This window comes from Streptomyces sp. NPDC104313, assembly GCF_055583985.1.
In genome coordinates this window covers 400,451-421,008 of sequence record NZ_JBVJMW010000003.1, presented here as the reverse complement: position 1 = coordinate 421,008, position 20,558 = coordinate 400,451, and the positions used below count along the sequence as shown (strand labels likewise).

The 20,558-nt window shown below is 72.7% G+C and carries 21 protein-coding genes; 20 read left to right on the top strand and 1 reads right to left on the bottom strand.

Annotated elements, in window-relative coordinates; genetic code table 11:
• Nucleotide 1 precedes the first annotated feature (1 nt).
• The 10 genes from ACZ60Q_RS09040 (at nt 2) to ACZ60Q_RS08995 (ending at nt 11,748) form a co-directional block, all read left to right on the top strand.
• Complete coding sequence (locus tag ACZ60Q_RS09040) at nt 2–856, top strand: ATP-grasp domain-containing protein (RefSeq protein ID WP_469630487.1); 855 nt, start codon at nt 2–4, stop codon at nt 854–856.
• Nucleotides 853–1,908, top strand: coding sequence for an N-acetyl-gamma-glutamyl-phosphate reductase (gene argC / locus ACZ60Q_RS09035; protein ID WP_469630484.1), 1,056 nt, complete (start codon nt 853–855; stop codon nt 1,906–1,908). The genes ACZ60Q_RS09040 and argC overlap by 4 nt, the downstream gene beginning before the upstream one ends.
• Nucleotides 1,905–2,729, top strand: a complete 825-nt coding sequence (locus ACZ60Q_RS09030) for an amino acid kinase family protein (RefSeq protein ID WP_469630481.1) — start codon at nt 1,905–1,907, stop codon at nt 2,727–2,729. Before argC ends, ACZ60Q_RS09030 begins: the two co-directional genes overlap by 4 nt.
• A complete protein-coding gene (locus ACZ60Q_RS09025) occupies nt 2,726–3,289 on the top strand; it encodes a type 1 glutamine amidotransferase (protein ID WP_469630479.1) in 564 nt (187 codons plus the stop codon). The genes ACZ60Q_RS09030 and ACZ60Q_RS09025 overlap by 4 nt, the downstream gene beginning before the upstream one ends.
• Before the next feature lie 146 nt (nt 3,290–3,435).
• Nucleotides 3,436–4,569: a Glu/Leu/Phe/Val dehydrogenase dimerization domain-containing protein gene (locus tag ACZ60Q_RS09020; RefSeq protein WP_469630476.1), complete on the top strand. Its 1,134-nt coding sequence runs from the start codon at nt 3,436–3,438 to the stop codon at nt 4,567–4,569.
• Nucleotides 4,569–6,341, top strand: a complete 1,773-nt coding sequence (locus tag ACZ60Q_RS09015; RefSeq protein WP_469630473.1) for an AMP-binding protein — start codon at nt 4,569–4,571, stop codon at nt 6,339–6,341. The genes ACZ60Q_RS09020 and ACZ60Q_RS09015 overlap by 1 nt, the downstream gene beginning before the upstream one ends.
• Nucleotides 6,342–6,553: 212 nt before the next feature.
• Nucleotides 6,554–7,828: a pyridoxal phosphate-dependent aminotransferase gene (locus ACZ60Q_RS09010; protein WP_469631279.1), complete on the top strand. Its 1,275-nt coding sequence runs from the start codon at nt 6,554–6,556 to the stop codon at nt 7,826–7,828.
• A gap of 113 nt (nt 7,829–7,941) precedes the next feature.
• Nucleotides 7,942–8,922, top strand: a complete 981-nt coding sequence (locus tag ACZ60Q_RS09005; RefSeq protein ID WP_469630470.1) for a fumarylacetoacetate (FAA) hydrolase — start codon at nt 7,942–7,944, stop codon at nt 8,920–8,922.
• 172 nt (nt 8,923–9,094) lie between these two features.
• Complete coding sequence (locus ACZ60Q_RS09000; RefSeq protein ID WP_469630468.1) at nt 9,095–10,501, top strand: NtaA/DmoA family FMN-dependent monooxygenase; 1,407 nt, start codon at nt 9,095–9,097, stop codon at nt 10,499–10,501.
• Complete coding sequence (locus tag ACZ60Q_RS08995) at nt 10,498–11,748, top strand: LLM class flavin-dependent oxidoreductase (protein WP_469630465.1); 1,251 nt, start codon at nt 10,498–10,500, stop codon at nt 11,746–11,748. Before ACZ60Q_RS09000 ends, ACZ60Q_RS08995 begins: the two co-directional genes overlap by 4 nt.
• Nucleotides 11,749–11,847: 99 nt before the next feature.
• On the opposite strand, the gene ACZ60Q_RS08990 is transcribed toward ACZ60Q_RS08995, so the two are convergent.
• Complete coding sequence (locus tag ACZ60Q_RS08990; RefSeq protein WP_469630462.1) at nt 11,848–12,312, bottom strand: hypothetical protein; 465 nt, start codon at nt 12,310–12,312, stop codon at nt 11,848–11,850.
• Between ACZ60Q_RS08990 and ACZ60Q_RS08985 the strand changes: the two genes are divergently transcribed.
• The 10 genes from ACZ60Q_RS08985 (at nt 12,286) to ACZ60Q_RS08940 (ending at nt 20,538) form a co-directional block, all read left to right on the top strand.
• Nucleotides 12,286–12,441 carry a hypothetical protein gene (locus ACZ60Q_RS08985; RefSeq protein WP_469630460.1) on the top strand — a complete coding sequence of 52 codons (156 nt, stop codon included), beginning with the start codon at nt 12,286–12,288 and terminating at the stop codon, nt 12,439–12,441. The two genes, ACZ60Q_RS08990 and ACZ60Q_RS08985, sit on opposite strands and share 27 nt — an antisense overlap.
• Nucleotides 12,442–12,677: 236 nt before the next feature.
• Complete coding sequence (locus ACZ60Q_RS08980) at nt 12,678–13,037, top strand: PadR family transcriptional regulator (protein WP_469630458.1); 360 nt, start codon at nt 12,678–12,680, stop codon at nt 13,035–13,037.
• Nucleotides 13,034–13,732 carry a permease prefix domain 1-containing protein gene (locus tag ACZ60Q_RS08975; RefSeq protein WP_469630455.1) on the top strand — a complete coding sequence of 233 codons (699 nt, stop codon included), beginning with the start codon at nt 13,034–13,036 and terminating at the stop codon, nt 13,730–13,732. Before ACZ60Q_RS08980 ends, ACZ60Q_RS08975 begins: the two co-directional genes overlap by 4 nt.
• Before the next feature lie 542 nt (nt 13,733–14,274).
• A complete protein-coding gene (locus tag ACZ60Q_RS08970) occupies nt 14,275–15,516 on the top strand; it encodes an ATP-binding protein (protein WP_469630452.1) in 1,242 nt (413 codons plus the stop codon).
• Nucleotides 15,513–15,917, top strand: a complete 405-nt coding sequence (locus tag ACZ60Q_RS08965; protein WP_425977576.1) for a roadblock/LC7 domain-containing protein — start codon at nt 15,513–15,515, stop codon at nt 15,915–15,917. The genes ACZ60Q_RS08970 and ACZ60Q_RS08965 overlap by 4 nt, the downstream gene beginning before the upstream one ends.
• Nucleotides 15,914–16,288, top strand: a complete 375-nt coding sequence (locus ACZ60Q_RS08960) for a DUF742 domain-containing protein (protein WP_469630448.1) — start codon at nt 15,914–15,916, stop codon at nt 16,286–16,288. Before ACZ60Q_RS08965 ends, ACZ60Q_RS08960 begins: the two co-directional genes overlap by 4 nt.
• Entirely contained in the window at nt 16,263–16,853 is a 591-nt protein-coding gene (locus ACZ60Q_RS08955) for a GTP-binding protein (RefSeq protein WP_469630446.1), read from the top strand. Before ACZ60Q_RS08960 ends, ACZ60Q_RS08955 begins: the two co-directional genes overlap by 26 nt.
• Before the next feature lie 65 nt (nt 16,854–16,918).
• Complete coding sequence (locus ACZ60Q_RS08950; RefSeq protein WP_469630443.1) at nt 16,919–18,328, top strand: cytochrome P450 family protein; 1,410 nt, start codon at nt 16,919–16,921, stop codon at nt 18,326–18,328.
• 270 nt (nt 18,329–18,598) lie between these two features.
• Nucleotides 18,599–19,726, top strand: a complete 1,128-nt coding sequence (locus ACZ60Q_RS08945) for a cytochrome P450 (protein ID WP_469631276.1) — start codon at nt 18,599–18,601, stop codon at nt 19,724–19,726.
• A complete protein-coding gene (locus ACZ60Q_RS08940; protein ID WP_469630442.1) occupies nt 19,723–20,538 on the top strand; it encodes an enoyl-CoA hydratase/isomerase family protein in 816 nt (271 codons plus the stop codon). Before ACZ60Q_RS08945 ends, ACZ60Q_RS08940 begins: the two co-directional genes overlap by 4 nt.
• Nucleotides 20,539–20,558 lie beyond the last annotated feature (20 nt).

The following is a 20,558-nucleotide window of genomic DNA, read 5'->3' as shown; positions in this document are numbered from 1 at the left end:
GATGGGCGCCCTCCGCCCCGTCGCGCTCATCGCGGACCGCGTCGCCTGGGAGGAACGCCTGCTCATCGGGGCGGCCCCGGCCTTCGGCCTCCGCCTCGACTGGGTCAACGACGAGTCCCTCTCCCTCGGCCACCCGGACGCCCCGGCGATCAGGGGGTACGACACCCTGCTGATCCGCAGCCGCAGCTACACCCGCGGCGGGCTGATCGCCACCCTCGCCGAGGCGGCCGGCGTCCCCACCCTGAACACCGCCCGGGCCATCCACGCCTGCGAGAACAAGGCAGCGCTGCGCGCCCTGCTCCGGACGTCGGGCATACCGGTCCCGGACCACCGGCTCGTGCTCTCCCGCAAGGACTTCGACAAGGCGCTCGCCGATCTCCCGCTGCCCCTCGTCCTCAAACCCGTCTTCGGCGGCATGGGCAAGCGGGTCACGCTCATCCGGCACGCCGACACCGCCCACTCCGTGTACGACTACATCGAGGACCTGGCCCACGCCTTCGAGCAGGCCTCCGTGGTGGAGCCGTACCTCGGCGGCAGCTCGGTGCGGTGCCTGGTCGTCGGGCGGGAGCTGATCGGGGCCGCCGAGTTCGAGAGCGGCGGCAGCGACTGGCGCAACAACGCGGCCCTCGGCAACAAGAACCGGGCGATCGCCCACGACCCCGACGTCCTGAAGATCGTCGACGGTGTGGTCGATGTGCTCGGGCCCGGGATCTACGGGGTCGACCTCTTCGCCACCCCCGACGGCTACGTCGTCAACGAGGTCAACCACGCACCCGGCTTCCGCGCCGTGGCCTCCGCCACCGGGGCGGACATTCCCTCGGCCATCGGCCGCTATGTGCAGGAGCTGCTCGCATGATCCGCGCAGGAGTCGTCGGCGCCTCCGGGCTCGCCGGCGGCGAACTCATCCGTCTCATCACCCAGCACCCCGACCTGGAGCTGACCTTCCTGGGCGGCTCCTCCCACATCGGCCGCCGCCCCTCCGAGCTGCACCCCGGCCTCCGCCTCGGCCACGGGCTGACCGTGCAGCCGGTCACCGAGGACGTCGTCGACCGGGTCGACGTCCTCTACCTGGCCACCCCGGCCCCGGTCTCGGCCGAGCTGTCCTCGCTGCTCGCCGACCGCGTCCCGGCGATCGTCGATCTCAGCGGCGCCTTCCGCATCCGTACGCCGGAGCTCCACGACCGCTGGTATCCCAAGGTCAAACGGCGCACCGACCTGGCGGACCGCTTCGTCTACGGCGTACCGGAGCTGATCGGCGACCAGCTGAAGGACGCCGCGCTGATCTCCCTGCCCGGCTGCTACGCCACCGCGATCACCCTGGGCCTGGCCCCGCTCACTCTCGGCCTCGGTCTCGACCTGAAGACGGTGGTGGTGGACGGCAAGAGCGGTTCCAGCGGCGGCGGCATCCAGCTGCGCACCTCCGACCTGCATCCGTTCCGGGCCGGGGCCATCGCCCCGTACTCCCCGACCGGTCACCGGCACGCCGCCGAGGTCGGCGACTTCCTGGAGCGGAGCAAGCCCGGCACCATCGGGAACCTGTCGATGTCGGCGTACGGCGTCCCCAACGTACGGGGGCTGCTGACCAGTTCGTATGTGTTCACCGACGAGAAGGTGGACCAGCGCGAGCTGAACCGGGCCTTCCTCCGCTTCTACAAGGGGCGCCCCTTCGTCCGGGTGCGGCGGCACGACGAGACGCTGATCCCGGTACCCGACCCGCAGGCCGTCCTCGGCTCCAACTACGCGGACGTGACGGTCCTGCTCGACGAGGAGGGCGGCCGGATCGTCGTGCTCGCCGCGCTCGACAACCTCGTCAAGGGCGCGGCGGGCCAGGCGGTGCAGGTGACGAACCTGCGGTTCGGCCTGCCCGAGGAGACCGGGCTGACGCAGCAGCCGGTGATGCCGGCATGAGCGCGGACCGTGCCGCCCCCACCGTCGTGAAGCTCGGCGGCAGCTGCCTGGACGACCTCGACGGCGGCTGGTGGGACGACCTGGCACGCCACGGCCGGGACCACCCGCTGGTCCTCGTGCACGGCTGGTCCAAGCCGCTGAGGAAGCTCGACGCCCGCTACCGCGACCCCTCCGCGATCCTGCGCGACCGGTACGGCAACCAGAGCCGGTGGACCACACCCGAGGTGATCGGCGACATCAAGACCGTCAGCGCCCAGCTGGCCGAGGACGTCCTCGCCCGGCTGGGGAGCCGCGGCATCACCGCCGAGCGGCTGCTCGGCAGCGACGGGCTGGTCAGCGCGGGAGCGGGCGAGCGGTGGTGGTGGCGGGAGAAGCACCTCGTCGAGCTGGAGAACCTCGTCGGCCCGATCACCGGGGTCGACCCGGCCCCGCTGAGGAACCTCCGGCCCGCCCACGCCTACCTCGTCACCCCGCTCGCCCGGAACGCGGCGGGCCAGGAGGTCAACACCGACGCCGACCGCGCCGCCGCCGCCCTCGCCGGGGCCACCGGCGCACGGGACCTGGTCCTCGTCACCGACGTCGGCCATCTGCTCATCGACGGGGAGCCGGTGCGCCGGATCGGCGCCCGGGACGCCGCCGCCTTCCGCGACAGGGGCGCCAAGGGCGGTATGCGCAAGAAGCTGCGAGCCGCCGGCGAGGCCCTGGAGCACGGCGTCGAGCGGGTCGTCATCGGCAGCGCCGCCGTGACCCGCCTGCTGGACGGCTCCACCGGCACCGTCGTCACCAAGGACCGCACCCCCACGACAGGAGCGAGCGCATGAGCGGGCCCCGCGTGCTGGTCGTCAACAACGGCACCCTCTCCCTCAGGCAACTCCGCTCCCGTTTCGAGGAGTTGGGCTCGGACACGGAAGCGGTGGACGTCTCGTCCGTACCGGCCCGGTTGGACGGCCGATTCCGGGCGATCGTGCTGAGCGGCACCAAGGTGCGCGCGTACGACACCGACTACTACAAGCCCCTGATCGACCTGGTCACCACGGCGGACGTCCCGGTCCTCGGCATCTGCGGCGGGATGCAGATCCTCGCCGTCGCGGCCGGCGGGCGCCTCGCGGAGGGGCCGCAGCGGGTCGGCGGCCACGAGGTGCGGGTGGACACGGAGGAACCTCTCTTCACCTACGTGAAGCCGACGGTCACCGTCTTCCACCGGCACACCCTCTACCTCCAGGAGGCCCCGGCGGGCTACCGCTCGATCGGCCGCTCCGAGCACGCGCCGGTGGAGTTCCTGCGCTCGGACGACGGCCGTGTCCACGGCGCCCAGGCCCACCTGGAGTTCCGCAAGGACGGCCTGGAGATCCTGCGGGGCTTCGCCCAGCTCTACCAGTGAACCGAGCCCCCGGATCTCGGCCGGCTCCTCCCTCCTCCGACCCGGACCCCTCCCTCGTCCAGCCCGGACCCCTCCCTCGTCCAGCCCGGACCCCTCCCTCCTCCGGCTCGGACACCCAGCTCTTCGGACAGGAAAAGGACTTCGCCATGAGCACAGCAGCGGAAGAACCGCAGGACCCGGCCCTCACCGTCCATCTCAACGGCAGCGGCGGCGACATCAAGGGATGGGTGGTCATCGACACCCTCGTCGACGGCCTGGCGATGGGCGGCACGCGGATGACCACCGGAGTGACCGAGGAGGAAGTCGCGGGCCTGGCCAGGGACATGACCGAGAAGTTCACCCTGGCGGGGCTGCGCATCGGCGGCGCCAAGGCGGGCATCGTCGCTGACGACGCGAACTCCGTCGGCGCCGGCCGCGATGAGGCCTTCCGCACCTTCGGCCGCACGGTGAAGCCGCTCCTGCACGGCGGCATCCACCTCGGCATCGATATGGGCGTCACCCCCGCCGACCGGGCCGTCTTCTTCGAGGAGGCGGGGTACGACCCCCGCTACCGGCTCGGAGCACCGGACATGCCGATCGACTGGCGTACGTACTACGAGCCCCTGATCGACGCGACCGGTCACGGAGTCGGGGTCGCCGCGATCACCGCCCTGGAGGCGAGCGGCCACGCCGGACCCGCCCGGGTCGTGGTGCAGGGCTTCGGCGCGGTGGGGCGGGCGGTGGCACGATTCCTGGAGGACCGGGGGCACATCGTCGTGGGCATCGCGGACATCCGGGGCACCATCAGCGCGGACCGGCTGCCGGTGGCCGAACTGACAGCTGTCACCGATCAGTTCGGGGCCATCGACCGCAGCAGGCTGCCGCAGGAGGTGAAGGTCTCCGGCGAGCCGGACGCCTGGCTGGACGTGGAAGCGGACCTCCTGGTCCTGGCAGCGCAGAAGTACGCGCTCAACGCCGAGAACGCCCACCGACTGCGGGCCGGCCTGGTGGTGGAGGGCGCCAATCTCGCCTCCGGCGCGGCGGCGAGGGAGAAGGTGGCCGCCTCGGGGGCCGGGCTGGTCCCGGGCGTGATCGCCAATATCGGCGGCGCGGCCTCGGCGGCCCTGGCCGTCACCCGGGTCGTCCCGTTCGAGCTGGCGGCCGAGGCCCGCAAGGCCTGGGTCTTCGACTGGGTCGGCGACCGGGTCCGGCGGAACACCAGGGACCTGCTGGAGATCGCGGCCTCGCGGGCGGGCGACCCGCTGCCCGAGCTGCTCGCGGCCCGCCGGAAGGAGCGTTGATGAGCACGGCGGCGCGGGGCCGGCCGGCCGGCCCCGCCGCGGCGTCCGCCCCGGAGGAGCGGACCGGGGCCGCCGGGCAGCGCGGCGCGGAGTACCGCCGCCGGGGCTGGTGGCGGGACGAGACCTTCCTCGACGACCTGCACCGCCGGGCCAGGGAGCACCCGCGCCGACTGGCGATCGCCGGGCGGCGCGTCGCGGAGTCCCGCACCGACACCCTCGACTACGCCGAACTGAACCGGCTGACCGACCGGTTCGCCCTGTCCCTGCTGGAACTGGGCGTCCGGCGTGGGGATTTCGTGGCCGTGCAGCTGCCCAACCGGTGGGAGATGGTGCCCCTGATCTTCGCTTCCGCGCGGGTCGGCGCGGTCATCATCCCGATCTCGCCCATCTGCACGGAGGAGGAGCTGCGCCACCGGCTCGGCCTCACCGGGGCCCGGGTGTGTGTCACCCTCCCCACGTGGTCGGGCACCCCGCTGGCGGAGATCGCCACCCGCCTCCGGGGCGAACTCCCCTCGCTGGAGCATGTGCTGGTGGTGGACGGACCGCTGCCCGAGGGGGCGCTCCCCTTCCACGAGCACTTCGTGGCGGTGGAGCGGGAGGAGCGGGAGGGAGCCGCCGCCCGGCTGGACGGTCTGGCGCTCGGCGCGGACGACCCGTTCGTGGTGCTGTTCACCTCCGGCACCACCGGCCTGTCCAAGGGCGTCCTGCACAGCCAGAACACGGTCCACTCGGCCGTACGCGGGTATGTCGACGCCTTCGGGGCGGGCGACAGCAGGGGCGACAGCGACGGCCCGGGCGAAGGCGCAGGTGACTGGGTGGCTGCGGTCTCCACGCCGCTCGTCCACTACTCGGGGTTCGCGCAGGGCATCCTGGCCGGGGTCATGCTGGGCGGCACCGTCGCCTTCCAGGACGTCCGCCGCAACGAGGAGCTGCTCGACCTGGTGGAGCGGTACGGCGCGAGCTTGCTGTACGGGCCGCCCGCCACCCTCGCCGATGTGACCGCCTCCCAGCGGGCCGAGCGGCGGGACACGAGCACGCTGCGGCACGTGGTGATCGGCTCGGCACCGGTGCTGAAGGAGCTGGCCGACGAGGTGCGCGGGACGCTCGGCGCCCGCGCCCACTCGTTGTGGGGCATGTCGGAGAACGGCCCCGTGACCACCACCCGGCCCGAGGACCCGGAGGGCTGGGCGGCGGTGAGCAACGGCCGCGCGATCGACGCCATGGAGACCCGGATCGATACGTCGCAGGCGTACGGGAGCACGGGGACGACGGGCGCCGAGGGCCCTGTCGGCCGGCTCAGGGTGCGCGGCGCGTCGCTCGCGCTCGGGTACCACCGGCGCCCCGAGGCGTTCGCGGCCGAGCTGGACGGGGACGGCTGGTTCGACACCGGCGACCTCGCCCGGGACGACGGCCGGGGCGGCATCCGCATCATCGGCCGGGCCCGGGACGCGGTCCTGCGGGACGGGCGGGTGGCTCCGATGACGGAGCTGGAAGCGGTGATCGGCAGCCATCCGAAGGCGGTCGAGGCCGCGCTCGTGGGCCTGGAACCCGCCGACGGTGCGGGCGGCAACGTGATCGTGGCCGTCGTGGTCCCGCGTGACGGGGAGGGACCGACGCTGGAGGAGGTGCGGGCCCGGGTCACGGAGGCGGGCCACGACGTCCGCTTCCTGCCGGACCGGGTGGAGCACCTCCCCGCCCTCCCCAAGACCCTCACCGGCAAGGTCCGCAAGACCGAGCTGCGGGAGCGGTACGCGCCGGGACCCCCCGTCTGACCCCGTCTGACCCCGTCTGACCCCGTCCGACCCCGTACGCCCATCCAGACGCCCATCCAGACGCCCATCCGCGCCCATCGAGACGCTCATCGAGCGCTGGAGCTGTCATGCCCGAACCCACTCCGGTCCCGCCGATCCCACCAGCCCCACCAGCCCCACCGGCTCCACCGGTCCTGCCGGTCCCACCGGTCCTGCCGGTCTCCCCGGTCACCATGTCGGCGACCCTCGCCGCCGACGAGGCGCTGGCCCGACGCCGCCGCGCCGGGGAGCGGGTCCTGTCGATGGCCGGCGGGGAGATCGGCCTGCCCGTCCTGCCCGCACTGCGTGACCGGCTCGCGGCGGCGGCCGGCGAGAACGCGTACGGCTCCGTCGCCGGGAGCGCCGCCCTGCGCACCGCCGCCGCCGGGTACTGGGGGCGGCGCGGTCTCGCCGTCGACCCGGGGCTGGTCGTGGCGGGCCCGGGCAGCAAGTCCCTGCTGTTCGCGCTGCTCCTGGCCATCGGCGGGGATGTGATCGTTCCGGTGCCGAGCTGGGTGAGCTACGCGGCCCAGGCCCGGCTGGCCGGGGCGCGCCCCGTCCCCGTGCCGGTCCTGCCGGGGCAGGGCGGGGTGCCCGACCCGGACCGGCTGCGCGAGGCGGTCGCCGACGCGCGGGCCGCCGGGCAGCACCCCCGGGCCGTGGTCGTGACCGTGCCGGACAACCCGACCGGCACGGTCGCGTCGGCCGCCACGGTCCGGCGGCTGGCGCGGGCGGCCCGCGAACTGGACCTGGTCATCGTCTCCGACGAGATCTACGGCGACCTGGTGTACGACGGCTCGGAGCCGGCCGTCTCCCCCGCCCTGCACGCGCCGGAGCGGACGGTCCTCACCACCGGGCTCACCAAGAACCTGGCGCTCGGCGGCTGGCGCACCGGCGTGGCCCGGCTGCCCGACAGCGAGCTGGGGCGCGCCCTGCACACCCGGCTCGTGGCGGTCGCCAGCCAGATCTGGTCGAGCCCGCCCGTGCCGGTGCAGACGGCCGCCGCGTACGCGTTCGGGGAGCCGCCCGAGGTCGTCGAGCGTGTCACGGCGAGCCGGCGGCTGCACGAGAGGGTGGTGCGCGCGGTCGCCGCCCGCTTCACCGCCGTGGGCGCGGAGCTGGCCCCCGTCGCCGCGACCTGCTACCTCTACCCGGACTTCGAGCCGCTGCGCGAGCACCTGGCCGCCGCTCACGGAGTGCACGACGGGGACGGGCTGGCCGGGCTGCTCTCCGAGCGGTACGGCGTCGGCGTCCTGCCCGCGAGCGCCTTCGGGGAGTCCGGACACCGCCTGCGCATCCGTGCGGCGACCAGTCACTTCTACGGCGAGAGCGACGAGCGGCGCACGACGGCGCTCCGGGCGGCGGACCCGCTCGCCCTGCCGTGGATACGGGGATCGGTCGACCGTGTCGGCGAGGTCCTGGCCGACCTGACGGGGGTCGCGGTCCCCGCTCCCGCCCCGCACGCCTGATCCACCCCACCCCACCCCACCCCACTCCACCCCACCCCACCCACCTCTCATCTCCCCTTCCCTCTCACTCACTCGCTCTCCTCACCTACGTATACGTACTCAAGGAGTCACTGATGTCCCACGCACACCTCCCCGTCCTCTTCGAGGCCCTGTACGACGGCAGACGTCACGTCGGTTTCGGCCGCCCCGAGGACGGCACGCCGCACACCCTCCACCGGGTCGAGGACGGTCAGGTGGCCGCCGCCTTCCTCGCCACCGACGGCTCGGAAGGGGCCCTGCGAGCCGCCCTCGTCGAGGGCGCGGAGACCACGGTCGTGACGGCCGGGGCCCCGGAGCTGCGCCTGTTGCCGCCGCTCCTGCCGGGGGCCTCGGGCAACGCCCTGCTGAGCGGCTTCATGGGCACGCACAAGAAGAAGTGGGGCGGCCGAACCGCCCCGGAGGGAGGCGAGTTCACCGCGCCCAAATGGTTCTTCAAGGGGTTCGGCGACTGGGTGAGGCTGCCCGGTGAGGACCTGGTCGTCCCCGCGCGCCCGGTCGCCCTCATCGAGGAGCCGGAGGTCGCGCTCGTCTACGTCAACGACGCCGACGGCACCCCGCACTACGCCGGCTACACCTTCGGCAACGACCTGTGCGACATCGGCCTGCACCGCCAGGACCCGGGCTACAACCCGTACTGCAAACTGTGCGACACCGCCCTCACCCCGTGGCTGTTCCTCGGCCCGCCGCCGCGCACGGTGACCGGCCGGGTGACGATCGTGCGGGACGGCGCGACGGCCTGGGAGGGCCCGTTCGACTGCGGCGAGGACGCCCTCTACTACCGGGTGCGGGACATGGCGGACCACCTGTTCACCTTCCCGGCCGTGCGGCGGCCCGGGCTGGTCAACTACGTCCTGCTGGGCGCCGACGAGGCCAGCTTCCACGACGGGTTCCGGATCGCCGACGGCGACCGGATCGCAATCGACGTGAAGAGCCACGGGGTCACCTTCGAGAACCGGGTGCGGTACGTCTCACCGGCCCCGTCCACCACTCCTGCGGCCGCCCCGGTGCCCGGCGCGACAGCGGCAGAGGCCCCGGCGACTGTCGCGACGGCATGAACACCGCGTGAAACAGGGGCGGTTGGCCTGTGCAGAGGCCCACCCGCGCAGGCACGCTCTGAGAGTCACCAGCCACCCCCCATCCCCGTCCCGTCCCGTCCCGTCCCGCTCCCCACCCACACACCCACCCCACCCAGCCCCGTCGCCGGACTTCGCAGGAGGAGACCGCACCGTGCCCGCCACCACCAAGAAACAGGTGCATCTCGCAGCGCAGCTGCCCGGCATCCACAACGTGACCGTCTGGTCGGACCCGCGCTCCGAGAGCCAGATCTCCATCGACTCCTTCATCCGGCTCGCGCAGACCATCGAGCGCGGCAGGTTCGACTTCTTCTTCCTCGCCGAGGGGCTGCGGCTGCGCGAGCACAAGGGGCAGGTCTACGACCTGGACATCGCGGGACGCCCGGAGAACCTGACCGTGCTGAGCGCCCTGGCCGCCACCACCACGCACCTGGGCCTCGCCGCCACGGTCAACGCCACCTTCAACGAGCCGTACGAGGTGGCGCGCCGGTTCGCCACCCTGGACCGGCTCAGCGGGGGCCGGGCCGCCTGGAACGTGGTCACCAGCTACGACGCGTTCACCGGCGAGAACTTCCGCCGGGGCGGCTTCCTCCCCGAGGCCGACCGCTACACCCGGGCCGCCGAATTCCTCACCACGGCCCGGGAACTGTGGGACAGCTGGAGCCCGGGCGACCTGAAGGCCGACGCGGCGGCGGGTGAGTTCATCGCCCCGGGGGCCGGCCGCTTCGCCCATCGGGGGCAGCATTTCGACATCTCCGGCCGGTTCACCACCCCGTCCGGGCCGCAGGGCCACCCGGTGATCATCCAGTCCGGTGAGTCCGACGCGGGCCGGGAGTTCGCCGCGTCCGACGCCGAGGTCATCTTCAGCAAACACAACCGGATCGACGTGGCCCGGGACTTCTACCGGGATGTGAAGCGGCGTCTCGCCGCGTACGGGCGCGGGCCCCAGGACCTGCTGATCCTCCCCACCGCCAACGCGGTGGTCGCGGACACCGACGAGGAGGCCGCCGCCTACGCGGAGGAGATCAGCCGCGAACTGGTCAGCCCGCAGACGGCCATCGCCCATCTGGAGGCGGTCTGGGGCCGCGACCTGTCCGCGTACGACCCCGACGGGCCGCTGCCGGACATCGAGCCCGAGGACGACGCCCACTTCCTGAAGGGCCACTCCGTCTTCCGCAAGGGCCGGGCGGAGACGGCCCGGCAGTGGCGCAAGCTCGCGGAGGAGCGGGATCTCTCCATCCGGGAGCTGGTCATCGAGGTCGGCGGACGCCAGACGTTCGTCGGCAGCCCGCGCACGGTCGCCGACGCCATGGACGACTTCGTCCAGACCGAGGGCGCGGACGGCTTCGTCCTGGTGCCCCATCTCACCCCGGGCGGCCTGGACGACTTCGTGGACCGGGTGGTGCCGATCCTCCAGGAGAAGGGCGTCCACCGCGACGCCTACACCGGCACCACGCTCCGGGACCACCTGGGGCTGTCCGGGGCGCCACGACCGGCCGGATGGGGCGGACCCGGACAGCCCCCGCGCGACGGGCACGACGACAAGGAGAGCTCCGCATGACCGGCACGACCGCCACCACGACCGGCGCCACCGGCCCCGGGGCCGCCCCCCTGCATCTGGCCGTCGCACTCGACGGGGCGGGCTGGCACCCGGCGGCCTGGCGCGAGGAGGGCGCCCGGCCGGGTGAGCTGCTCGACGCCGCGTACTGGGCCGACCTGGTCACCGAGGCCGAGCGCGGCCTGATCGACTTCGTCACCATCGAGGACGCCCTCGGCCTCCAGTCCGCTGCCTTCCATCTCCCCGATGACCGCACCGACCAGGTCAGGGGCAGCATCGACGCGGTGCTCCTCGCGGCCCACCTCGCTCCGCTCACCACGCACATCGGTCTGGTCCCGACCACCAACGTCACCCACACCGAACCGTTCCACCTGGCCATCGGCATCGCCACGCTCGACCACGCGAGCCGGGGGCGGGCCGGCTGGCGTCCGCAGATAGCGTCCCGCGCGGCGGACGCCGCCCACTTCGGCCGCCGCACCACACCCCAGCTCACCGAGGACGACGTGACCGACCCGGAGCGGATCTCCGAGCCGCTGCGCGCCCTGTTCACGGAGGGCGCCGAGGTGGTGGAGGCGGCACGCCGGCTCTGGGACAGCTGGGAGGACGATGCGGAGATACGGGACGCGGCGACGGGCCGCTTCATCGACCGGGACAAGGTCCACCCCATCGACTTCCGGGGCTCGGCCTTCAGCGTGAAGGGCCCGTCGATCACCCCGCGCACCCCCCAGGGCCAACCGCTGGTGGTGAGCCTCGCGCACGCCACCGTCCCGTACGAGTTCGCCGCGCTCGGCTCCGACGTCGTCGCCGTCACCCCGCATGACCGGGCGGGCACGGCGGCGATCCTCGCCCAGGTCGACCGGGCTGTCGAGCGCACCGGCCGGGACGTGGCGGAACGCCCACTGCGGATCTTCGCGGACCTCGTCGTCCTCCTGGACGACGAACCGGGCGCCGCGGCACGGCGCAAGGCCCGGCTGGACGAGGCGGCCGGGGCCGAACTCGCATCCGACGCCGAGATCTTCACCGGTACGCCCGCCGAGCTGGCCGACCTGCTGCTCGACCGGCGCTCCACCGGGCTGGACGGTTTCCGCCTCCGCCCGGCCGTCCTGCCGCACGACCTCACGGCGATCACCCGGGGCCTGGTCCCGGAGCTGCAGCGGCGCGGGGTGTTCCGCACGGAGTACACCTCCACCACCCTGCGCGGTCACCTGGGCCTGGCCCGCCCCGTCGGCCGCTACTCGACGGCGGGCTGACCTGGCGGCCACAGGGCATGGGCCGGTCCCGGCCGCCGCGCCCCGGTCCCGGTCAGCGGTGGCCGGGACCGGGGCCGGGACCGGGACGCGGTGGCCGGGTCAGGCCCCCGTCGTCGACCCCGGCCGGACGATCATCAGCACGACGACCGTCGCCCAGAGCAGGTTGAATATCCCGGTGGTCATGGCGAGCCGCGCCGCCGCCGACCGGCTTTCGGCGACCGGCGCGTCCATGAGCAGCTCGCGCTGGCCGGGCAGGACCATGGCCATCAGCAGGGCGGCGGCGATCGCCGTGAGCACGATCGACGCGAGCAGCCACGCATCGCCCAGCACCCCCATCTGCGCACCGGTGGCGAAGCCGAGGACGGGTACGGCGATACCGACGAGCGCGTACGCCCGGCAGATCTTGTGCAGGAACGCCGCCGTGCGGACGTCGTGGTCGTGCGGGCCCTCGCTGCCGGGCGCCGGTGGTCTGGCGTAGCGCGGAAACATCGAGGCCGCGACCGTGATCGGCCCGACCGCCAGGATCGACGCCAGAACGTGCAGCGAGAGCAGCAGCTTGGTCACGGGTCCTCCGAGGGGGCGTGCAAGGTCAACGGCAAGGTCAAGGTCAACGGCAACGGCAACGGCAACGGCAACGGCAACGGCAACGGCAACGGCAACGGATCGCGCGGCCGAGGACAGCCCGACCCATAGGTTGGCTACCAATGCATGGGGTGCCGCCCCAGGAATAGCACGATCCCGCCCTCAATAGATAGCCTGCCTACGCATCCATCCCGGACGCCGCACCTTTCATCCGGAGCGCCACCCCTTCCGTCCGTCCCCTCCATCCGGCCTTTCATCGGAACGCCGACCCTCCCGTCCGACCCTTCCGCCCGGCCTTCCATCGGAGCACTGGCCCTTCCCGGCGACCATGTGTAGCCTGCCTACGCATGAGACAGGATGCAGTACGCGGACATCTGGACGGTCTCCTCCTGGCGGTTCTCGAACCGGCCCCGCTGCACGGATACGCGATCATCACCGCGGTCCAGCGGCGCAGCGGCGGTGCGCTCGATCTGCGGACCGGCACCATCTACCCGGCGCTGAACCGGCTGGAGCGACTCGGCCTGCTGCGCAGCGACTGGGAGACGGAAGGCGGGCGCAAGCGCCGCTGTTACGCACTGACGGAGGCGGGAGCCCTCTTCCTGGCGGACGAGCGCACGGCGTGGCAGGACTTCACCGCCGCGATCGGCTCGGTCCTCAACCCCGTCACACCGCACCCGCACCCGCACCCGCACGGACAGGGCGCATGACCGCCGGCCCTCCGCGCGGCGACGGCGCCGACGACCTCGTGGAGCAGCACGTCGCCGAGCTGGACGCCCTGCTGAGCGGCCCCGCCCGGGCCAGGTCCCGCCTGGTCGAGGAGGCCCGCGACGGGCTCACCGAGACCGTGGCGGCGTACACGCGCGAGGGCGAGCCGTACGAGCGGGCGTTCCACCGGGCGGTGGCGGAGTTCGGTTCGGCGCGGGAGCTGGCCGCGAGCTTCCAGCGCGAACTGACCATCGCCCAGGCCCGGCACACCGCCCGCGCCGTCGCCCTCAGCGCCCCGTTCCTGCTGGCCTGCTGGTTCCTGGTGCGCAGCACCGGGGTCCCGCAGACCGCGGGGGTGCCCCGCGCCGCACACCTGCTCGCCACCCATCTGGCCACGGTCGCGGGGGCGGCGGTCCTGCTCTCCGCCGGGGCCCTGGCCGTCACCGGCGTACTGGCCCGCCGGTTTCCCGTTCCGCACCGGCTGCCCCTCACCGTCGCCTGGACGGGCACCGCCGCGAGCGTGTCCATGGCCGTGGCCACCCTGGCCCTCGCCACCGCGTCCGTCCTCGCCGAGAACTGGACCCTGACGGCGGCGGCCTGCGCGCTGGCCGCCGTCTCCCACGGGGTCGTCGCCGGCTCGGCCCGCGCCTGCCGCCGGTGCGCACGGCTGCCATCGGGGACGCCGGTCACCCTGTGACGGGCCGAGGCCGGGTGTGGCGGCCACCGGCAGGCCCGGCACCGGCCGGTCCGTCGCCGTGAGCGGACCGTACACGTCCACCCACCGGGACATCGACGGACGGGAGCCCGGGAGCGGCGAACCGGAGCCGTGAACGACGGACGGGAGCCCAGGCCCGACGGACGGGAGCCGTGAACGACGGACGGGAGCCCAGGCCCGACGGACGGGAGCCCAGGCACGGGCGAGCCCCGCGGCGACCGGGCCCGACCCCCGCCGCCCGACGACAGGGTGCCGTCCTCGATGTCTCCGCAATGTGAACGTTGTGAGGCGACTGGCAACTGGCGTGGCGGCCTTGACATTTCAAGGGTCGGCCGATGATAAGATCATCTTACTTCCAGTGGGCTGATGGCGTATGGGGGCATTCCGGGAGGGATGAAATCCTCGGCCCCACCTTCGGAGGGGCACCTCCCGAAGCGGCGCACGGTCGTGGCGAACCAGCCCTGACTGCGTGCCGCCTGACGGGGTGTCAAGCCGTTTCCGCCATGGCACTTGAAGTGAGTCTCATGACATTTCCACAGGGCCCAGTCATCTGGGCGCTGGTTGTCGTAGCACTGGTCGCCGCGGGTGCCGTTCTTCGGGCTCGCGCGACCAACGTCAAGCTCCGCAGACACCATGCCGAGCTGCGCCAGGAGCGCGACGCGCTCCTGCACCAACGGGACGAACTCCACGTCGTCCACAACGGTCTGCTCCAGCGTCAGTCCACCGAACTGGCGGAGGTCCGCAAGGACGCCGAGGAGGAGACCAAGGCCGTCCTCAAGGCGGCCGTCCGCACCCTCCAGGGCCTCGCGGACGAACAGCAGGTCGTGATCGAGAAGGCCCAGCGCAAGTACGGCGACGACCCCGGGATCCTCGCCGACCTGATGGCCATGGACCACGCCAACAGCCAGTTCGGCCGACGCGCCCAGGGCATCGCCGTACTCTGCGGCGGCTGGCTCGGCCGGCGCGAGACCGTGGCCTCCGTCTTCGACGTGGCCCGCAGCGCACAGGGACGGATCCGGCACTTCGACCGGGTCCGGGTCAACGGCCAGGTCAACTTCTCCGTCGTCAGCCGGGCCGTCGAACCCGTCGCCGTGGTCCTCGCCGAGCTGCTCGCCAACGCCACGAACTACTCCGCCCCCGGCACCCCGGTCGAGATCAACATCCAGGCGGTGCCCACGGGCGTCTGCCTCATCGTCGACGACGCCGGCCTCGGCATGGGCCAGGAGGAGAAGGACCGCGCGGCGACACTCCTCTCCCCCCGGGCCGCGATCAGCGTCTCCAGCCTGGGCATCCCGCCGCAGTTCGGGTTCGCCGTCTCCGGGATGCTCGCCGCCCGCTACGGCTTCCGGGTCTCGGTGGACTCCGTTTCCCCCTATGGAGGCGTACGCGCGGTGGTCCTCATCCCTGACGAACTGCTCACCACCGAGGCGCCGCCCGCCGCCGCGCCCGCCGAAACACCCGAAGCGGACCTTCCCCACACGCCGCAGGTCCGGCAGCCGGACCAGTGGCTGGCCCAGGCTCCGGCGCCCACCCCGCTCTTCCCGCCGACCCAGCAGCCCGACACCGCCACCCAGCAGCTGGCCCAGATCACCGCCACCGCCGGGGGACTGCCGAAGCGTCGCCGTAAGAGCCCGGTCTCCGCGGTGCCCTCGGCGGAACCGGAGCCCGTGCGCAGCAACGAGGAGACCGCCTCCCGACTGGGCGCGTTCCAACGCGGCACCCGGTCCGGACGCGACACGACGACGGAAGGACCCGAGTTCCAGTGAACCCCGATCTGTCCTGGGTGCTCAACGACCTGCTCCAGGTACCCGGCGCCCGGCACGCGATCCTGGTGTCCGCCGACGGCCTGCTGCTCGCCAACTCCAGCGAGATCGGCCGGGACGACGCGGAGACCGTCGCCGCGGCGATGAGCTCCATGCAGTCCCTCAGCCGGGCCGTCGCCCCCTTCATCGGAACCCGTGAGCCGGGCCGCTGGCGGCAGACGCTCCTGGAGTACGAGGACGGCTGGATCTTCCTGATCGCCGCCGGCACCGGCGCCTACCTGGCCGCCACCGCCGCCGCCGACGTGGACATGGAGGCGATGTCCTTCCGGATGCAGCAGCAGGTCCACGCACTGGGGAAGGCGATGACCACGCCGCCCCGCCAGAACGCGGGCAGCGAAATATGACGGCGCCGGGCGAGGAGCAGCAGGTCAGCAGCGGGTTCGTCCGGTCCTACGTCATCACCGGCGGGCGGGGGCTGCCCGACGCGGACGACCTCTCCCTCCTCACCCTGATCACCCTCGCCCCCGACCGCCAGCCGCCGCCCAGCCCGAGCCCCGAGGTCAAGGCGATCTGGGAGCTGTGCTCCGGCGGCTATCTGTCGGTGGCCGAGGTCGCCGGTCACCTCGGCCTGCCGGTCGGGGTGGCCCGCCTCCTGCTCCAGGATTTAAACCAGCAGGGACACCTGCTGCGCCGGAAGGCACCGCCGCCGGCCCAGCTCGTTGACAGGAAGATCCTCGAAGAGGTGTTGCATGGACTCCAAGTCCGGTTCGGCTGAGAGCATCTATGTGCCGGACGCGGTGCAGCGCGCGGCGAAGATCCTCGTTGTCGGGCATTTCGCCGTGGGCAAGACGACGCTGATCGGCACACTGTCCGAGATCACGCCACTGCGCACCGAGGAGCGGATGACCCAGGCCGCGGCCCAGGTCGACGATCTGCGTGGTGCCCCCGACAAGACGACGACGACGGTCGCCCTGGACTTCGGGCGTCTGACGCTCAGCGACGAACTGGTGCTGTACCTGTTCGGCACGCCTGGCCAGCAGCGGTTCGTGGAGCTGTGGGAGGACATGGCGCGCGGTTCGCTGGGCGCGTTGCTCCTGGTCGACCCGGCGCGGCTCGCCGACACGTTTCCCGTCATCGACCTGGTCGAGACGTACGGGCTGGAGTACGCGGTCGCCGTCAACAGCTTCGACCCGTACTCGCAGCACGCCGAGAACGAACTGCGCGAGGCGCTCGACCTGTTGCCGGACACCCCGGTCGTCTTCTGTGACGCCCGGGACCAGAACTCCTCCGCGCAGGCCCTGATCATCCTGGTCCGCCACCTTCTGGCGCACGCGGCCTGACCCACCCCCAGACGTACCCCGAGCCGGGGCCGACCGGGCCCCGCGATCACACCGAGGAAGCCGACATGGACCCGCAGCCGGGAGCCACCCCGTACAGCGCCCCCGCCGGGTGCCCCATGCGCCAGCAGCAGACGTCGCTGTACGGACCGGAGTTCGCCGCCGATCCGCACCGCTTCTACGACGAGGCCCGGGCGCACGGCCCCGCCGCGCCCATCGAGCTCGCGCCCGGGGTGGACGCCACGCTGATCGTGCAGCACGAGGCGGCGCTGCGGGTGCTGCAGAACCCGGCGCTGTTCGCCCGGGACGCGCGGCGCTGGGCGGCGCTGCGCGAGGGCGCCGTCCCCATGGACAGCCCCGTCGTGCCGATGATGGCGTACCGGCCCAACTGCCTCTTCACCGACGGCGCGGAGCACCTGCGGCTGCGCAAGGCGGTCACCGAATCGCTGTCGCGGCTCAACAGCTCCAGACTGAGCAGGGACGTCGAGCGGATCGCCGACTACCTGATCGACCAGTTCATCGAGCGCGGCACCGCCGATCTGCTCAACGAGTACGCCAAGCTCCTGCCGCTGCTGCTGTTCAACCAGCTCTTCGGCTGCCCCGGCGACATCGGCGACCGGCTGACCCGCTCGATGTCCGCCATCTTCGACGGCGAGGACGTGCTCCGTGCCAACGCCGAGCTGACCGAGTGCCTGATGGAGCTGGTCGCGATCAAGCGCCGCCAGCCCGGCGAGGACGTCACCTCCTGGCTGATCCAGCACCCGGCGGGGCTGCGGGACGAGGAGCTGAAGGATCAGCTGGTGATGCTGATGGGCGCGGGTGTGGAGCCGGAGCGCAATCTGATCGCCAACGCGCTGCTGCTGATGCTCGCGGGCCAGACGCCGGGCGGGCCCGAGCGGCGCGGTTCGGGGCTGCTCGTCGAGGACGCTCTGGACGACGTCCTGTGGAACAACCCGCCGATCGCCAACTACGCGACGCACTACCCGGTGCGGGACATCGAGCTGGACGGGGTCGTACTGAAGGCGGAGACCCCCGTACTGATCAGCTTCGCCGCCGCGAACAGCGACCCGGGGCTCACCGACGCCCGCCAGACCCTGAGCAAGGGCGCGCACCTGGCCTGGGGCGCGGGCCCGCATGTGTGCCCGGCCAAGTCGCCCGCCACACTGATCGCGCTGACCGCGATCGAGAAGATCCTCAACACCGTCCCGGACCTCGCGCTGGCCGTACCCGCCTCGGGTGTGGCCTGGCGGCCGGGCCCCTTCCACCGGGCCCTGGTGGCGTTGCCCGTACGGTTCACCCCGACGGCCGCGCGGCATACGGGGACCGGGACCCAGCCCCCGGCCCCGACCTCGGCCCAGCTGCCCGACCCGTTCCGGAACACGCCCTCCGCCTCTTCCGTGACACCCCGTCATGCACAGGAACCGGCCAAAAAGCAGAAGGGCTGGTGGAGTTCGTTCCTCGATGTGTTCCGCGTATGACCCACGGGCCGACAATTCGCCCACAGCAACGGGCATTTGGTGACGATTGCATGTGACGTGGGCAACAAGGAACGATGCTTGGCGTCGATATCCGAAGGGGTAGGTTCACTGCGGTAACCACGGGCCTAGGTCGAGGAACTCTGCGTGAGCATCACTGGCGGTACAACCAGGACGCCCGACGGACGGCGCGCGGTCATCGCTCTGCTCCGCAGACTCGGTTCCCCGGAAGGACGGGCCGAGCCGTACGGAATACTCGCGGAGCTACGGGCGATGGGTGACGTCGTCCGCGCTCCGTGGAACGGATATTTCGTCACCGGCTTCGACGCCTGCGGCCAGGTGCTCCGGGGCCGCAACTGGCTCGCCCCGGATCTCGGCTGGCAGCAGCGGCAGGACGACTCCAAGCAGTGGGACGCGATCGCGACCCGGGAGATGACCACCACGCTCGCCCGGCTCAACGCCCCCGAGCACACCTGCCAGCGGCGCTCACTGGGCAACCTCTTCGACCGTTCCACCATCGAACGCCTCGCCCCCGATGTCGAGCGCGACGCCGACCGGCTGCTGGACGAGCTGGCGGTGAAGCTCCGCGGGGGCGAGGCGGACTTCGTCTCCACCGTCAGCGAGCAGCTGCCGATCAGCACCATAGGCGGCTGGCTGGGGATACCGCCCGAGGACCGAGCGGCCATCCTGGAGATCACCCACGACCAGGTGTTCGCCCAGGAACTGCTCCCCACCAGATCGCAGCTCGCCGTCTCCGCGGAGGCGACCCTGCGGCTGCGGGCCTACTTCACCGATCTGGTGGCCCGCCGTCGGGCGGAGCCCCGCCACGACGTGCTGACCGGCTGGATCCACACGTGGGACGCGATGGAGCCGGACCGGGACCGGGCGGACGAGATCCTCTACCGGCTCACCATGTTCGTCACCATCGCCTCGCTGGAGACCACCGCGACACTGCTGTCCTCGATGACCTCCCTGCTGACCGAGCCCGGGCGGTGGGCGTGGCTGCGGAAGTACCCGGAACACATCGACGCGGCCGTCGACGAGGTCCTGCGCCACGACCCGCCCATCCAGATCAACACCCGGATCGCCGCCGAGGACACCGTCCTGGCCGGGGTCCCGATCAAGAAGGACAGCATGATCCACGTCCTGTACGGGGCGGCCAACCACGATCCGCGGCGGAACCCGGATCCGGGCCACTTCGACATTCTGCGCGGCGGCAGCCACCTCACCTTCGGCGGCGGGGTGCACTACTGCCTGGGCGCGGCGCTGGCCAAACTGGAGGCGCGGACGCTGCTGGCGCGGATGCTGGATCGTTTCCCCACCCTGCACACCGTCTCGCGGCCGGTGTACGCCCCCCGGATGGTCTTCCGACGGATCACCTCCCTGGGCGTGGCCCTGTGAGGCTCCCGCTCCCCGAGTTCCCCAGCCCGGGTGGCCGCTCGGCGACGGTACGCACCCGGCGCGAGGGACCCGTCCTCCAGGTGGAGCTGCACGCGCCGGAGACCGGCAACGCGGTGACCGAGGCGATGCTCGACGAGCTGCTGGACATCGTCGCCGCCCCGGACCCCGAGGTGCGGGTGCTGGTGCTCAGCGGCGCGGGGGACGACTTCTGCCTGGGCGGGGACCGCACCGAGTTCGCGTCGTGGCTGGAGGAGGATCCCGCCGGCCGGGGCATCCGGGTCGCCGGGGAGAAGGCCCGCCGGGTCTGCGAGGCGATCTCCGGCGGCCGGGCGGTGACCATCGCCCGGGTCCAGGGCAAGGCGGTCGGCGCTGGGTTCGCGCTGGCCCTCGCCTGCGATCTGCGGGTCGGCGCGGACACCGCCTCCTTCCGGCTGCCGGAGCTGGCGCTCGGGCTGCCGACCGCCTGGGGCGGGCTGCTGCCCCGGCTGATCCACGAGGTGGGCGCGGCCCGGGTCCGCGAGCTGATCCTCACCGGCCGGGCCTTCGGCGCCGCCGAGGCCTGCGAGCTGTCGGTGCTCCAGCGCGTGGTGCCCGAGGCGGAGCTGGACGCCGCGGTCGCCGCCTGGGCGAAGCCGGTGGTCCGCCGCCCGGAGGCCGCACTGCGGGTCACCAAGGCGCTGCTGAACTCCTACGCCGCCGCCACCCGGCTGGCCGACCCCTCGTTCCTCGACGCGGAACTGCTGGCCTCGGTCGCGGCAGCCACCCGGCGCTCTCCGGCGGGCGGCGACGGAGCGGGCGGGTCACACTCGTAGAAACCCGAGTGGGAGGACTC

Bases quoted from the DNA above. Each gene is read 5' to 3' on its own strand.
- ACZ60Q_RS09040 (WP_469630487.1), top strand. From the start codon at position 2: ATGGGCGCCCTCCGCCCCGTCGCGCTCATCGCGGACCGCGTCGCCTGG.
- argC (WP_469630484.1), top strand. From the start codon at position 853: ATGATCCGCGCAGGAGTCGTCGGCGCCTCCGGGCTCGCCGGCGGCGAA.
- ACZ60Q_RS09030 (WP_469630481.1), top strand. From the start codon at position 1,905: ATGAGCGCGGACCGTGCCGCCCCCACCGTCGTGAAGCTCGGCGGCAGC.
- ACZ60Q_RS09025 (WP_469630479.1), top strand. From the start codon at position 2,726: ATGAGCGGGCCCCGCGTGCTGGTCGTCAACAACGGCACCCTCTCCCTC.
- ACZ60Q_RS09020 (WP_469630476.1), top strand. From the start codon at position 3,436: ATGAGCACAGCAGCGGAAGAACCGCAGGACCCGGCCCTCACCGTCCAT.
- ACZ60Q_RS09015 (WP_469630473.1), top strand. From the start codon at position 4,569: ATGAGCACGGCGGCGCGGGGCCGGCCGGCCGGCCCCGCCGCGGCGTCC.
- ACZ60Q_RS09010 (WP_469631279.1), top strand. From the start codon at position 6,554: ATGTCGGCGACCCTCGCCGCCGACGAGGCGCTGGCCCGACGCCGCCGC.
- ACZ60Q_RS09005 (WP_469630470.1), top strand. From the start codon at position 7,942: ATGTCCCACGCACACCTCCCCGTCCTCTTCGAGGCCCTGTACGACGGC.
- ACZ60Q_RS08995 (WP_469630465.1), top strand. From the start codon at position 10,498: ATGACCGGCACGACCGCCACCACGACCGGCGCCACCGGCCCCGGGGCC.
- ACZ60Q_RS08980 (WP_469630458.1), top strand. From the start codon at position 12,678: ATGAGACAGGATGCAGTACGCGGACATCTGGACGGTCTCCTCCTGGCG.
- ACZ60Q_RS08975 (WP_469630455.1), top strand. From the start codon at position 13,034: ATGACCGCCGGCCCTCCGCGCGGCGACGGCGCCGACGACCTCGTGGAG.
- ACZ60Q_RS08970 (WP_469630452.1), top strand. From the start codon at position 14,275: ATGACATTTCCACAGGGCCCAGTCATCTGGGCGCTGGTTGTCGTAGCA.
- ACZ60Q_RS08960 (WP_469630448.1), top strand. From the start codon at position 15,914: ATGACGGCGCCGGGCGAGGAGCAGCAGGTCAGCAGCGGGTTCGTCCGG.
- ACZ60Q_RS08955 (WP_469630446.1), top strand. From the start codon at position 16,263: ATGGACTCCAAGTCCGGTTCGGCTGAGAGCATCTATGTGCCGGACGCG.
- ACZ60Q_RS08950 (WP_469630443.1), top strand. From the start codon at position 16,919: ATGGACCCGCAGCCGGGAGCCACCCCGTACAGCGCCCCCGCCGGGTGC.
- ACZ60Q_RS08945 (WP_469631276.1), top strand. From the start codon at position 18,599: ATGGGTGACGTCGTCCGCGCTCCGTGGAACGGATATTTCGTCACCGGC.